At 61.5% G+C, this 12672-nt stretch carries 14 protein-coding genes; 5 read left to right on the forward strand and 9 right to left on the reverse strand.

Features of this window, described 5'->3' with window-relative positions:
• Nucleotides 1–129: 129 nt before the first annotated feature.
• The 5 genes from ACP15L_RS15585 to rbfA all read right to left on the reverse strand — a co-directional run bounded on the left by ACP15L_RS15585 (nucleotide 130) and on the right by rbfA (nucleotide 3852).
• On the reverse strand, nucleotides 130–1137 hold the full coding sequence (locus ACP15L_RS15585) for a calcium-binding protein (RefSeq protein ID WP_425084881.1): 1008 nt from the start codon (nucleotides 1135–1137) through the stop codon (nucleotides 130–132).
• A gap of 97 nt (nucleotides 1138–1234) precedes the next feature.
• The gene (locus tag ACP15L_RS15590) at nucleotides 1235–1738 is read right to left on the reverse strand and encodes a DUF1643 domain-containing protein (RefSeq protein WP_425084882.1); all 504 of its coding nucleotides are present in this window, start codon (nucleotides 1736–1738) and stop codon (nucleotides 1235–1237) included.
• A gap of 21 nt (nucleotides 1739–1759) precedes the next feature.
• A complete protein-coding gene (truB, locus tag ACP15L_RS15595; protein ID WP_425084883.1) occupies nucleotides 1760–2665 on the reverse strand; it encodes a tRNA pseudouridine(55) synthase TruB in 906 nt (301 codons plus the stop codon).
• Between the two features lie 60 nt (nucleotides 2666–2725).
• The gene (locus tag ACP15L_RS15600; protein WP_425084884.1) at nucleotides 2726–3460 is read right to left on the reverse strand and encodes a phosphodiester glycosidase family protein; all 735 of its coding nucleotides are present in this window, start codon (nucleotides 3458–3460) and stop codon (nucleotides 2726–2728) included.
• Entirely contained in the window at nucleotides 3457–3852 is a 396-nt protein-coding gene (rbfA, locus tag ACP15L_RS15605; RefSeq protein ID WP_170379347.1) for a 30S ribosome-binding factor RbfA, read from the reverse strand. The genes ACP15L_RS15600 and rbfA overlap by 4 nt, the downstream gene beginning before the upstream one ends.
• A 91-nt stretch (nucleotides 3853–3943) precedes the next feature.
• On the opposite strand from rbfA, the gene dapB reads away from it, so the two are divergent.
• Together dapB and ACP15L_RS15615 are read left to right on the forward strand one after the other, a co-directional pair.
• Nucleotides 3944–4753 carry a 4-hydroxy-tetrahydrodipicolinate reductase gene (dapB, locus tag ACP15L_RS15610; RefSeq protein ID WP_425084885.1) on the forward strand — a complete coding sequence of 270 codons (810 nt, stop codon included), beginning with the start codon at nucleotides 3944–3946 and terminating at the stop codon, nucleotides 4751–4753.
• A 94-nt stretch (nucleotides 4754–4847) separates the two neighbouring features.
• On the forward strand, nucleotides 4848–5957 hold the full coding sequence (locus tag ACP15L_RS15615) for an NADase-type glycan-binding domain-containing protein (protein WP_425084886.1): 1110 nt from the start codon (nucleotides 4848–4850) through the stop codon (nucleotides 5955–5957).
• Nucleotides 5958–5960: 3 nt separating this feature from the next.
• On the opposite strand, the gene ACP15L_RS15620 is transcribed toward ACP15L_RS15615, so the two are convergent.
• Genes ACP15L_RS15620 through tmpA form a run of 3 tightly spaced genes read right to left on the reverse strand, consistent with a single transcriptional unit; the run spans nucleotide 5961 to nucleotide 8349 of the window.
• Entirely contained in the window at nucleotides 5961–6629 is a 669-nt protein-coding gene (locus tag ACP15L_RS15620; protein WP_425084887.1) for an ureidoglycolate lyase, read from the reverse strand.
• Nucleotides 6626–7216: a (R)-1-hydroxy-2-trimethylaminoethylphosphonate oxygenase gene (gene tmpB, locus ACP15L_RS15625; RefSeq protein WP_425084888.1), complete on the reverse strand. Its 591-nt coding sequence runs from the start codon at nucleotides 7214–7216 to the stop codon at nucleotides 6626–6628. The genes ACP15L_RS15620 and tmpB overlap by 4 nt, the downstream gene beginning before the upstream one ends.
• Complete coding sequence (gene tmpA, locus ACP15L_RS15630; RefSeq protein WP_425084889.1) at nucleotides 7213–8349, reverse strand: 2-trimethylaminoethylphosphonate dioxygenase; 1137 nt, start codon at nucleotides 8347–8349, stop codon at nucleotides 7213–7215. The genes tmpB and tmpA overlap by 4 nt, the downstream gene beginning before the upstream one ends.
• Nucleotides 8350–8449: 100 nt before the next feature.
• On the opposite strand from tmpA, the gene ACP15L_RS15635 reads away from it, so the two are divergent.
• Nucleotides 8450–9304: a LysR family transcriptional regulator gene (locus ACP15L_RS15635; protein WP_425084890.1), complete on the forward strand. Its 855-nt coding sequence runs from the start codon at nucleotides 8450–8452 to the stop codon at nucleotides 9302–9304.
• A 4-nt stretch (nucleotides 9305–9308) separates the two neighbouring features.
• Here the strand turns inward: ACP15L_RS15635 and ACP15L_RS15640 are convergent, their stop codons facing one another.
• Nucleotides 9309–9491: a DUF1674 domain-containing protein gene (locus ACP15L_RS15640; protein WP_170661960.1), complete on the reverse strand. Its 183-nt coding sequence runs from the start codon at nucleotides 9489–9491 to the stop codon at nucleotides 9309–9311.
• A 90-nt stretch (nucleotides 9492–9581) separates the two neighbouring features.
• On the opposite strand from ACP15L_RS15640, the gene ACP15L_RS15645 reads away from it, so the two are divergent.
• Both ACP15L_RS15645 and ACP15L_RS15650 read left to right on the forward strand, forming a co-directional pair.
• A complete protein-coding gene (locus ACP15L_RS15645) occupies nucleotides 9582–10838 on the forward strand; it encodes an RsmB/NOP family class I SAM-dependent RNA methyltransferase (protein WP_425084891.1) in 1257 nt (418 codons plus the stop codon).
• A gap of 90 nt (nucleotides 10839–10928) precedes the next feature.
• Nucleotides 10929–12668, forward strand: a complete 1740-nt coding sequence (locus tag ACP15L_RS15650) for a heparinase II/III family protein (protein ID WP_425084892.1) — start codon at nucleotides 10929–10931, stop codon at nucleotides 12666–12668.
• The last annotated feature ends 4 nt before the right edge of the window (nucleotides 12669–12672 follow it).

Below are 12672 nucleotides of genomic sequence, written 5' to 3' on the forward strand. Positions count from 1 at the left end.
AAGGTTAGAGTTAATGGCGCAGGCCGGGATGTCGTCCAGCACAGGCCCATGGAGAAAACCGCACTGATTCCGATGCGGATGGGCGCGTATAGGCGCTTTTGGCGCGAATGGCAAAGGGATTCTGACGGCTCAGCCAGCGGGTAGGTATTCCGCCAACTCGGCCTCGGTCAGTAACTGGATATCGTCCACCGTCAACCCGTCGGCCCCGAACAGATGCGCGACCTCGTGGCCGTTGAGGCTGACGCGGGTCAGGTTCTCATTCTCGGGGTCCTGTTCGATTTCGATCTCGGGTGGGTCCTGATCTTCCCAGGTGATCAGCAGGCGGTCCTCACCGGGTTGAAAGCCCATCACGGTGACTTCGGATTTCTCCGTGTCGGCGATGATTTCATCCGCGCCTGCGCCTCCGGTCGCGACATCGCCGTCTTTGGCCAGGATCGTGTCCTCTCCCGCGCCGCCGTTCAGATAATCCGTCTCGCCCTTATCCTCATCACCCAGCAACAGGTCGTCGCCATCGCCGCCGAAGAGTGTATCCTCTCCCGCGCCGCCGGTCAGTGTGTCATCACCATAGCCGCCATGCAGGGCATCATTGCCTTCTCCGCCGTTCAGATCATCTTCACCCTGACCGCCATACAGCGCGTCGTTGCCTTCTCCACCCTGCAAATGGTCCTCGCCGAAATGACCATATAGCCTGTCATCGCCCTCGTCCCCGAACAGGGTGTCATCGTCTGCCTCGCCACGCAGTAGGTCATCGCCTTGACCGCCGTACAGTGTGTCCTCACCTTCGGCTCCGTGCATCACGTCGTCGCCATCGCCACCCATGATGTGGTCATCACCGCCATAGCCGTTGATCTGGTCCGTGCCGTCCTGCCCGGTTATGACATCGGCGTTGTCGCTTCCGGCGATCACCAGATCGCCTTCATGTTCCGAGATCACCGTGCCGCCGGTGTTGGTGTCGTCGCTGAGCTGCAGAGCGTCGACGCTTTCGCCCACGTCAAGGAACTCACCTTCGCTGATTTCGGTCTGGCTTTCGTCCTCCGCACCCTCGTCCTGCTCATCTTCGTCTTCGATGAACGCATCGCCAATGGCGTATGCCGCGCCGCCGACGGCAGCCAATCCGATCAAACCGGCCAGAAACATATCGAACCCTCCGAAAGAAATGAGACGCCTTAGAGGCACTGTCCCATCCGAACGGTTCATCGGTCAAAGCATAGCTGACCGAGTGGTTAACCCTTTGTCACCAGGGTTCAGGCTGCTGGGTATAGGCGATGTAAAGCGGATGTTTGGGGTGCCCCTCTTTGGACAGGCCCAGATGAAACAGAGGCTGCCCGGTGCCGCGCAGCAGCGCCTCAACCGCTGGGCCGCGGTCCAGATGCGCGCCGTGGGTGCCCCAGGCGGCAATGATCTGATCGGCCCATTGAGCGCCATCCAGAATCGCCGTGTCGTTTGCCGGACCGACCGGATCAGCGGCGGCGCGCATCTTGCGCGGATCGGTGTCGCGCCAGGCAAAGATGTTGGTGACCTGAAACGCCCCGAACCCCAGCGCCCGTGCGCGGCGTTCGCAACGCTCGACCGTCGGGTCGTTCTGCACCTCGGTCGCGGTTGACGGGTTCAGCATCACAAACAGCGCTTTATGCCCTGCCGGATCCCAAACACGGGTCAGGCTATAGCGGTACTTCTCGCAATCCGAGTAGACGGCAGTCGAGGGCGCATCGCCCTTGGTATGCGTTCGGGTAATCATGCCCTTCGCCTAACACGGAGTTCAGGTGACGAACACCCGGCTTGGGTGCAGCTCGCCGGATTTGTAGATGCCCACCGCCACGGCCTTACCGTCGAGCGAGGCCCATGCCTCATCGCCATATTCCACGTCCGAGGCCAGTACCATGCCCGGATTGCCGTTGCGCAGACGAGTGGCGCCTTCGGGTGTACACTTCAGTTCGGGCAGGTCCGACAATCCGGTTTCCAGCGGATGCAGGTAGTCGTCCAGCGCGGTGGTCTTGGCCATCTCATCGATCTGTTCGACGGACAACCCATCCTCGGCCTCAAACGGACCGGACCAGATGCGGCGGAGTTCCTTGACGTGGCCGTGGCATCCCAAAGCCTCACCCAGATCACGCGCGATCGAGCGGACATATCCGCCTTTGCCACAGGTCATCTCCAGCACCACATGGTCTTCGTCAGGGCGGTCAACAAGGATCAGTTCTTCGACCCAGAGGGGGCGGGCGGACAGTTCTATCTCTTCGCCATCGCGGGCCAGCTTATAGGCGCGTTGCCCGTCGATCTTCACGGCCGAAAACTTGGGCGGCACCTGCATGATATCTCCCAAAAACAGGGCGAGTGCCTGTTTGATATCGTCATCCGAAGGACGCGCATCGCTTTGCGCAATCACTTCGCCCTCGGCATCGTCCGTGTTGGTCGCATGACCCAAACGCACGGTGAAAGTGTAGGCTTTCAGCGCATCGGTAATGTAGGGAACGGTCTTGGTCGCCTCACCCAAAGCCACGGCCAGAACACCGGTTGCTTCGGGGTCCAGAGTACCCGCATGGCCCGCTTTCTTGGCGTCCATTGCCCAACGCACCTTGTTGACCACTGCGGTCGAGGTCATGCCCGCAGGCTTGTCCACCACCAGCCAACCGGAAATGTCGCGGCCCTTGCGTTTGCGTCCCATATTGCACCTTGCCTTTTGCTAAGGCGCGCGGGTTAGCGGATCGTTTTGCCGCTGTCAAACTCAGGGCGCGTCTTCGACGACGCCTACGATTGGCCCCAGTGAGAACCCGATATCCGACCGGTTGCTGGCGCGTTCATACATGCGCGAGATATTTCCATCGAGGAACAGCGCATTCGGCGTTTCCAGCACGTCGCGGAACAGCCTGCCGAACTCATGGAAGGTCACGTAATCATCAGAGATCGCAAAGACCGTGCGCGTGCCATCAGCACTTGTGCCCACACCGTTGCGAATGTAGCGCGAGGTCGAATCGGGCAGGAATCGGGGGTGCAGTTCGCCGTCGATCACCAGCATTGGGCCGGATTGGGTTGCAAAACGGCACTGTGGGGCCTGATCCACGAAAGTGAGCGTTTCGAACACGTCAGCGCGGCCCTCGCGAATGCAGAACACCCCGTTGGGCAACAATCCGAAATTGCCCGGCCCGGCATTCGGGATCACTCGCATCTTCTCTTGCCCGTTTTCGACATAGTGGCCGACGGGCGAACGGTCGTCGTGATACATGCCCGCATTCATCGCAAAGACAAGCCGTTTGCCTTCGGGCGCGAGCGTATCGTTTACCGATGAGAAATGCCCAAGCAAATCGCCTTCGGCATCGTTCAGAAACAGGCGCAGGTCTTCCGAGGCATCGACCTCGCAGACCGTGTACCGCTTGTCCTCATGGGTCAGCTTTTCACAGGTGACCGCATGGGCCTGCGCGGCCCAGAGAACCGCGCCAAGTGTTGCGAGTGCCCGGATCACTCGTCCAGATCGCGGCGTACCGCGTCCTGTTCGAACATGCGGCGGGTGTCGTCCAGCCGGTCGAACGTGTCATCCAGACGGAACCGCAGGTCGGGTGAGAATTTCAGGTTCAGCTTTTTGCCGATCATGCGCCGCAGCTCACCCTTGTTGCGGGCGAGCAGGTCGATCACATCCTCTTGGCCTTTGCCGCCCAGCGGCAGCACATAGGCGGTGGCGATCTTGAGATCGGGCGAGGTGCGGACCTCACCCACGGTGATCGACATACGGTTCAGGTCGGGGTCGTGGACATCTCCGCGCGCCAGAACTTCGGACAGGGTGCGGCGGATCAGTTCGCCGACACGCAGTTGCCGTTGGGACGGGCCGGGGCCATCGTGGAATTTGTTCTTTGCCATACCGACGATCTAAGCCCTAACCGAGCCTTTGCCAAGCGGGCGCGAACCGGGTAGGAGGCTTTGAGCCGACTATATCTAGGGGAAGAAAGCAATGACCCATATTCCGGGGATCGTCATCACAGGGGCTTCGGGCCGTATGGGGCAGATGCTGATCAAGACCGTGACTGACAGCGATCAGGCCCGTCTTGTGGGTGTGGTCGAACGCGCGGGCCACGATTGGATCGGTCAGGACGTGGGCACCGCGATGGGCGGGCAGGCGCTGGGCGTGACTGTGACAGACGGTCCGCTGGAGGCGTTCGCACAGGCGCAGGCCGTGATCGACTTCACCGCGCCCGAAGCGACGCTGGAGTTTGCTGCTTTGGCTGCGCAGGCGCGGTGTGTGCATGTGATCGGCACCACCGGTATGACGGACGAGCAAATCGCGGCACTGGAACCGGCCTCCCGCCACGCGGTGATTGTGCGGGCGGGGAATATGAGCCTTGGGGTCAATCTGCTGGTGCAACTGACCAAAAAGGTCGCCGCTGCGCTGGATGAGGATTTCGACATCGAGGTTATCGAAGGTCATCACCATCACAAGGTCGACGCGCCCTCGGGCACTGCCCTGATGCTGGGCGAAGCCGCCGCTGAAGGGCGTGGCGTTAAACTGTCGGATGTGGCCGACCGGGGCCGCGATGGTATCACCGGCGCGCGAAAGCGCGGCGACATAGGTTTCCACGCCATTCGCGGCGGAGACATCGTGGGAGAGCACGACGTCCTGTTCGCCGCACCGGGAGAGCGCATCGTCCTTCGCCATCTGGCCACCGACCGCGCCATATTTGCCCGCGGCGCGCTGAAGGCGGCGCTTTGGGGGCAGGGCAAGGCACCGGGTCAGTATGACATGGTGGATGTGCTGGGGCTCTAAACCAACACAACCAATGAGATTTTTTGAACATGGGCTTTACCTGACGCTGGGACTCGATCCATGCTTGCCTTGTAAGGCAAAGGGGAAGAGTGCTTTGGTCAAGTCTGTTGCAGGGGCGTTTCTGCTTGCGCTGGCTGCTGGTAGCGTTTTGGCCGAGGACCAGCAGGTGGTTTGCACGGTCGAGGGCTGCAAGGAAGTCACGCTGCAAAAGCCCCGCTTCAGCGAGTCCAGTGCGTTTTCGGTGCAGCAGGTTTGGGGTGTGGTGGACAGCATCCTGGCCGTGTCTGGCCTGTTGCCGAATTTCGAGGTGCTTGAAACTACTGAGGTCGACAACGCAGCTGCTGTAATCTTTGAAGAACAGCGGTACCTCGCGTTCAACCCCGACTGGCTGTCGCAGTACGAGTCGGACCCGAACGCCTATTGGCAGCTTTATGGTGTGATCGCTCATGAGGTCGGTCATCATCTTCAGGGACATACGATTGTCGAAGGAGGGTCGCGCCCGCCCACCGAGTTGGAGGCGGATGAATACGCCGGATTCGTTCTTGCCACACTTGGGGCCAACCTGACGCAGGCTCAGTCCCTGTGGGAGACGTTGCCCGCACAAGGCTCAGCGACCCATCCGCCCCGCCATCAGCGCCTTGCAGCGGTTGAGCGCGGATGGCTGCGACGCAATGGGCAGGCACCATCCACTGCGACACCAACGGCTGAGCCTCCTGCACCCGAAGTGCCCCCGCCACCGGGTTGGCTTATGAACAGCTGCACCGGTATTTCTGTTGCCGGGCAGTGGGCGGATTTGTGTTTCAGTTCAGTTTTGAAGGCGCAAGGCAGCAACAACTATGGCCCTCGAAATGTGACGGACCAAGACCACCGCACCGCTTGGGTGGAAGGTGTGTCTGGCCATGGATACGGTGAAGCATTCGTTCTGGCTTTTGATTCACCCACGCGGATCAAGCGCTGGGCAATTCGGAACGGCTATGCCAAATCGGAACGGACCTTCATCCGCAACAGTCGTGTGCGCGAGCTGAAGTTGAGCTTTTCGAATGGTTCCACGACATCTTTCACCATTGACGACACATCTGACTGGCAAGAGACCAGTGCTTTGGCCAACTATGGTGCCATATCCTGGGTCGCGTTCGAGATCACCGATGTCTACCCCGGCACGCATTATCAGGACACGGCGATTACCGAGCTTGTCTTCGAGTGATCGTCAAAGATCCTTAACCTTGTCCGCGCGCAGCGGGCAGGCGAGATAGACGCCGAATTCTTTGCCGATATCTGCGCTGACGCGGGCGTGAACCGCGCCTTGCCGGTCGAGAAAGCGCTGGTTGTCTTCGACCGGGAAAATCCCCTCATGCCAAATGCCGGGATGGATATAGAGGCCGCGAGACCCATCGCACCAGAACGCCACCACTTTGTCTGGCGTCAGATTATCGCCGGGCAAGGCGGCGGGGATGATGAAGGGCTTGTTGTCCAGCGGCCAGAACATCTGTCCACCGTCTGGGTGATAGTTCATGTGCCACAAAAGGACTTGATCGCGCGGTGCGCTCTGCCGCTCGACCTGTGCCTGCTGAGGATCAGTTGACCAACCCAGTACATAGTGGCCGCCCACCGCCTCATTACGGCCGTAGAGGACATCGCCTTTCCACTGCCCATGGAACGTGCCTTCGACCCAGCCGGCTTCATCTCCGGTGCCTTCGTCGATGGGCCGCCAGCCTTGCTGCGGCCAGCGGTTGATCTCGATCTCGAACCCTTCGGGGTCATCGACCAGACAGCCATAGCCTTTGACCGAAGCGTCCGTGGCGCGGATCAGAGGAACCTCGTGCCACGGCAGCGAGGGTTTGGTGCTGGCTTCAAAGATATACTCCGGGGCGTTCATGGCGTACCCATATGCTTGTCGACCATACGCTGCACCATCGGGGCGAAATGTGCAAAGTCAGGGGTTTCCATATCCGCGCGCTTTCCGGCCTCATCGAGATATCGCACCTGAATGATCTCTTTAAGGTTCGGGTTGGCCTCGAACGCGGTCACTTCCTCGGCGCTCATCGGGCCGCCTTGCAGCTCCAGCGTGTGGACCGAGGCGGTGGACAGCCGGTTGAAATACTCTGGCTTTGTGGCGCAGAGATACCGCTTGGCCGCCACATGGTAGCGGCAGCAATCGGTGATGACGGAAGGGAAGAACTGCTCCAGCACTTCGGCACCTGCGTCTTCGTGATGGCGGTCCTCGGTGTCATCAGGGTGATATGTCCCGAATTCCGAAGTGAAGTGGCCGATGTCATGCAAAAGGGCACCCACAATGATCTCTTCGGGCATACCGTTCTGTTCGGCGATGGTGGCCCCTTGCAGCATGTGCTCGGCCATGGTCACGGGCTCGCCCAGATATTCCTCGCCACCACGGCGGTCGAAGATATCGCCGATGAAGGCCACGATGTTGTCGCGGTTCAGGGTCGTGAAATCGGGTTTCATTCCGCCGCCTCCGGCTGCGCCATGTCCATAGCGGCCAGAGTGGACAGCAACCCGTCCTTGTCTGCGTAGCAGCCCTGCAACCACCGCGACCCCGCGCCCGAGTAGCCAAGTCGCGCATGCAGCACGCGGGTGTTGTCGACGATGAAGCTCTCGCCCGGTTCAAGCTTGAACGACACGCCCATCGCAGGGTCGTCGATGATGCTCCCCAGCTGGCGGTAGGCGGCGTAATAAGCCTCCATCTTGTCGAAGGGCACATCCACAAAGGGCGCGGAGGAGCGGTTGTTGAACCGGATGCCGATGATTTCGCCATCCGGAGACAGCTCGATCATCGGACGGCGTGCGCGCAGGCAAACCCCGTCCGAGCCTCTGTATTCGAACCGCGCCGGATAACCTGCCAGCAGGGCAAAGCCCTCGGGATTCTGGTCGCGCAGCTTCTCGGCGGCGCGGAACCCGTCAACCACGATCGAGTCGCCGCCCTCGGCGCTGTTTTCAAGACAGTAGAGGATTTGTAGCGTCGGCACCGGATCGCGATAGGGATTGTCGGTATGGGCCTGCAACCCCAGTCCGGTATAGGCGAGGTTGGTCGGGTTCACTTCGGTCCGAACCTCAAAATAGGGGCCGTAGTTGGTCTCACGCACATAGCCAAACAGGTCGGCCACCTTCAGCAGCGATTCGGGCTCGGTCGGGCCACTGGTCAGTTTGGCAAAACCGTATTCGGCCACAGCCGCCAGCCAATTGCGTTTGGCGCTGGGGTCGGCGTGAACCGCGTTCCAGTCGCCGCTGGGGGTTGCGATGCCGCTTTCCCATGTGGTGATGCCGGGGGCGATGCGCCCGAACGGGGCGCTTTGATCGCGATCGTAAACATGATCGGCCAGCCATTCGGCGGGGAAGGTGACGGTTTTACCCTCTGGCTGGAAGGTGACGCTCAGATCGCCGTCGATCACTTCGGCCGCGCTGACTGAGGTGTTTTCGGGGATGTCGCCAATGGTGATCAGGCGCTGCCCGTTGCCTGGCGCGCGGGTGTCCGGGTCAAGTGCGTTGTCGCGCAACCAGATGGCATGAAATCGGGCCGAGGTTCCGTCGGTGAATTCAACAGTCACAACCGAAGGGGCAAAGGTGGCGGTGCGCAGCATGGGGTCTCTCCTGTTCAGCGCGGGCTTTGCTTGAAGGGGATACGCTCCTCGTGTCATTATCACAATTAATGCTTATTTCGTCTGAGAGTTGGTTTTTCTAATGGCTAAGGAAAAGATCGGTTTGCCACCATTGGACTGGCTGCGAGTGTTCGAGGCGGCTGGTCGACTGGGCGGTTTCTCGGCCGCTGCGCGTGAGTTCGGTTTGACGCAGGCCGCCGTCAGCCAGCGGATTGGCAACCTTGAGGCTTGGCTTGGGCGAACGCTTTTTGTGCGCGAGGCGCGGGGCGTGTCGCTGACCATCGAAGGGGAAAGCTATCTGCCGCTGGTGCAAGACAGCCTACAGGCGCTGGAACGTAACACAGAAGACCTGTTCGGCAAGTCGCCACGAGAGCTGCGGGTCGCGGGGCTTTCTTCCCATATCCATGCGCTGGTTCTGCCGGCCTTGCCAGCCTTTCTGACCATGCGGCCCAAGGTGCGGGTGATGACAGATTCGGTGACGCGCAGAACGTCGCTAGAGGAGGAGCGGACATGGCTGCAAATCCGCTACGGTCGCGGTGTCTGGCCGGGGCGCAAGGCCAAGCTGATCGCGCCCGAGGTGCTGGCCCCGATGGCTACGACCGATGTGTCCTGGGGCGCGCCGGTGATTGATCTGCGAGGCGAGCGGCCCGGCTGGCAGGACTGGGCGCAGGGCGCGGGGATCAAGGATCTGCCGCCGGGCCGGATCAGCTTTGATTCCGTCGGGCATGCGATGAAGGCGGCGCGGCAGGGATTGGGGGTTGTTCTGGGATCAGTGCCCCTCGCTGCAGAAAGCCTACAGTCGGGGCGTTTGCGCAGGCTCGACCTGCCAGAGCTGAAGACCAAGGATGGCTATTGGCTGACATGGCCTGAGGAGCGGGCCAAATCGAAAAAGCAGCGCGCGTTGTTGGATGATTTCCTGCAAGCGCTGCGGGGATGAGCCATCAAAAATCGATGGCGATGCCCTTCTTCTCCCAATCGCCATAACGCGCCGGGTCTGGTCCTTCACGTCCGCCCAGCTCTTTCGGCATGTCTTTTGCATCGGCTTCGGCCTTGCGTCGACGCTCGGCGGCCTCGGCCAGAGCGCGCTGGGCTGCGGGTGGTAGATCTTTGGTGTTGTCACTCATGACATCGGGTTCCTTTCCGGTCACGGTCTTGATATACGCCACCGTCCGCCAAAGGCAATGCGGACCACAAGCACATCAAAAGGCGGTTCCATGTCCGACAATGCAACAGCGGCGCGACGCAGCGCGATCTATCTGCTGGATCAGATTTTGGGCGAAGGGCGGCTTTTGTCCGAATGTCTGGCCGCAGGCGCGCTGGACCGTCTGGCCCCGGAAGACCGGGCGCGGGCGCAACGCCTGACGCTGGAAACCTTGCGCGGTCTCGAGCGCGCTGATCGGCTGCTCGACAATCACCTCAATCGAACCCCCTCGCTGACCGTCCACAACGCGTTGCGTCTGGGCGCGGTTGAGCTGTGCCACGGCGAGGCCGCTCATGGTGTGGTGAATTCCATGGTCGAAATTGTTGCCCGCTCACGTAAGCATGGGCGTCTCAAGGGGTTGGTGAATGCGGTGCTGCGCAAGGTGGCCGCCGAAGGGCCAGGCGCTTGGCCCAAGATGCGCGTGCCGCGTCTGCCGGACTGGCTGCGTGATCCGCTGGTCATGGCCTGGGGGGCAGAGGCCGTTGCTGGTATGGAGCAGGCGCATTTCGCGGCTGCCCCACTGGATCTGACGGTCAAACCGGGGGCGGATGCGCCGGGTCAGGCCCTGCCGACCGGGTCAATGCGGGTGCTGGATGCGGGGCAGGTTTCGGCCTTGTCGGGCTACAACTCGGGCGATTGGTGGGTGCAGGATGCGGCGGCGGCGATGCCGGTGCGTGTGCTGGCCCCACAGGCCGGTGAGAGAATCCTCGACCTTTGCGCCGCACCGGGGGGCAAGACGCTGCAACTGGCCGCTGCTGGCGCCGAGGTGACGGCACTGGATATATCGGAGCAGCGGTTAGAGCGGGTGCGCGAAAACCTCACGCGCACCAGCTTGGAGGCAACTGTTATCGCGGGCGACGCACTGGAACATCAGGGTCAGTATGATGCGATCCTGCTGGATGCGCCCTGTTCGGCAACCGGTACGATCCGCCGCCACCCCGATCTGCCCTTTGCCAAAGATGGCTCGGAATTCGGCGGTTTGATCGAGCTGCAGACGCAGATGCTGGCCCATGCCTGGAGCCTGCTCAAGCCGGGCGGGCGGTTGGTCTATTGCACCTGCTCTTTGCTGCCTGACGAGGGCGAGGTACAGGTCGAAGAGGCGTTGGACATGTATCCGGACATGTCTGTGGATCGCGACGCGCTGAGCATCGACGGGGTTGAACCGGACTGGATCACCAAGGAAGGCGGCCTGCGTCTGCGCCCCGATTATTGGCCGGACCGCGGCGGGATGGATGGATTCTACATCGCCTGTCTGAACAAATCCGCCTGAGCGCATGCTTTTCGATGACTTGACGATCGGCGCGGTCTATCGTTGGGTCTCAAGCGCCAGCAGAGCGCAAGAGGCAGAGTAACGAGCGTCATGTCAGATACGGACACCATGACCAGCCGGTGGATGCGGTTCCAGAACCGTCTCTATGCGCGCCTGAGCCAGCGGCAAAAGGCGGTCACGGGGTTTGTCACGCAGCCTGAACCGCGCACCGTCGGGTCTTTTGCCCGTGGTCGTCAGCTGGTGGCGGGCAATCTGCTGTTCTCCGGATATCTCGTCGAGGCGCAGGATACTGGCCTGTGGGAGGTCACGGCCCCCAGTCTGGGCTTTGAAGATGAGAGGCACGGCTTTGCCTGGCTGGATGATCTGGCGGCTGTCGGTGATATGCGGGCGCGAGACAAGGCGCAGCGCTGGGTCTGGGGCTGGATCGAGGCGCATGGACGAGGGCAGGGGCCCGGGTGGGTGCCCGATCTGACCGGGCGGCGCGTCATGCGCTGGATAAACCATGCGTCCTTCTTATTGCGCGGCGCAGATGAGGCGCAGACCAAACTGTTTTTCCGGTCTCTCGCGCAACAAACATGGTTTCTGTCGAAACGGGCCCATGCCGCAACGCCGGGTTTGCCAAGGTTCGAGGCACTTGCCGGTCTGGTTCAGGCCGGACTGGCTATGCAAGGGCTGGAGGGGATGGCCGACCCTGCGCTGCGTGCGCTGGCGCGCGAATGCGAACGGCAAGTCGACAAACAGGGTGGCATCCCGACGCGCAACCCCGAAGAGCTGCTCGAAGTGTTTACGCTGCTCGGCTGGACCTCCGCCGCCCTCAGTGATCTTGGGCGCGGTACGCCGGTAGCGCAGGCCGCAGCGATCAAGCGGATCGCGCCTACATTGCGCAGTTTGCGCCATGCGGATGGCGCTCTGGCCCGGTTCCATGGTGGCGGGCGCGGGGTTGAAGGCCGGTTGGAACAGGCGTTGGCCCAAAGCGGGGTCAAACACAAGGCGGCAACGGAATTGCCCATGGGTTTTGCCCGGCTGTCTGCCGCCCGCACGACCGTGATCGTTGATGCCAGCCCTCCGCCTGTTGGCGCGGCCTCGTTGAACGCGCATGCCTCGACCACGGCGTTCGAGCTGACCTCGGGCCGTCGTCCGCTGATCGTCAATTGTGGCTCTGGGGCCAGTTTCGGTCTGGATTGGCGTCGGGCGGGACGGGCCACGCCGTCTCATTCCACGCTCTGTCTGGATGGATATTCCAGCGCGCGTCTCTCCAAACCTGTGACGGGTAGCGAGCGGCAGGCGCTGGTGGATGCGCCGCGAGACGTTCCCGTGGATTTCGAGGACGCGTTCGAGGGCATCCGCTTCATGGTTGGCAACGATGGCTATACCAAGGTTTTCGGCCTGACCCACGCGCGCACGTTCGAGCTGCGCTTTGACGGGCGTGAGCTGACGGGCGAGGATATCCTGCTGACAACAAGCGACAAATCCAAGCGGCAGTTTGACAAGGCGATGGATGCCTCGGGTCTTTCAGGTGTCGGGTTTGATATCCGGTTTCATCTGCACCCGGATGTGGATGCGGCCGTGGATTTGGGCGGCTCCGCAGTGTCGATGGCCCTCAAAAGTGGTGAGATCTGGGTTTTCCGCCATGATGGCGTGGGAAAATTGTCCGTCGAGCCAAGCGTTTACCTTGAAAAAGGGCGTTTAAAGCCGCGCGCGACAAAACAGATCGTTCTATCTGGCCGCGCAATGGAGTATGCGACGCGCATCCAGTGGACGTTGAGCAAGGCGCAGGATACAGCCTATGCCGTGCGCGACTTGCACCGGGACGAACCCGAATTCGACTGACGCC

The organism is Ruegeria profundi (assembly GCF_049800715.1).
GTDB lineage: Bacteria > Pseudomonadota > Alphaproteobacteria > Rhodobacterales > Rhodobacteraceae > Ruegeria > Ruegeria profundi_A.

Bases quoted from the DNA above. Each gene is read 5' to 3' on its own strand.
- ACP15L_RS15585 (WP_425084881.1), bottom strand. From the start codon at position 1,137: ATGTTTCTGGCCGGTTTGATCGGATTGGCTGCCGTCGGCGGCGCGGCA.
- ACP15L_RS15590 (WP_425084882.1), bottom strand. From the start codon at position 1,738: ATGATTACCCGAACGCATACCAAGGGCGATGCGCCCTCGACTGCCGTC.
- truB (WP_425084883.1), bottom strand. From the start codon at position 2,665: ATGGGACGCAAACGCAAGGGCCGCGACATTTCCGGTTGGCTGGTGGTG.
- rbfA (WP_170379347.1), bottom strand. From the start codon at position 3,852: ATGGCAAAGAACAAATTCCACGATGGCCCCGGCCCGTCCCAACGGCAA.
- dapB (WP_425084885.1), top strand. From the start codon at position 3,944: ATGACCCATATTCCGGGGATCGTCATCACAGGGGCTTCGGGCCGTATG.
- ACP15L_RS15620 (WP_425084887.1), bottom strand. From the start codon at position 6,629: ATGAACGCCCCGGAGTATATCTTTGAAGCCAGCACCAAACCCTCGCTG.
- tmpB (WP_425084888.1), bottom strand. From the start codon at position 7,216: ATGAAACCCGATTTCACGACCCTGAACCGCGACAACATCGTGGCCTTC.
- tmpA (WP_425084889.1), bottom strand. From the start codon at position 8,349: ATGCTGCGCACCGCCACCTTTGCCCCTTCGGTTGTGACTGTTGAATTC.
- ACP15L_RS15635 (WP_425084890.1), top strand. From the start codon at position 8,450: ATGGCTAAGGAAAAGATCGGTTTGCCACCATTGGACTGGCTGCGAGTG.
- ACP15L_RS15640 (WP_170661960.1), bottom strand. From the start codon at position 9,491: ATGAGTGACAACACCAAAGATCTACCACCCGCAGCCCAGCGCGCTCTG.
- ACP15L_RS15645 (WP_425084891.1), top strand. From the start codon at position 9,582: ATGTCCGACAATGCAACAGCGGCGCGACGCAGCGCGATCTATCTGCTG.
- ACP15L_RS15650 (WP_425084892.1), top strand. From the start codon at position 10,929: ATGTCAGATACGGACACCATGACCAGCCGGTGGATGCGGTTCCAGAAC.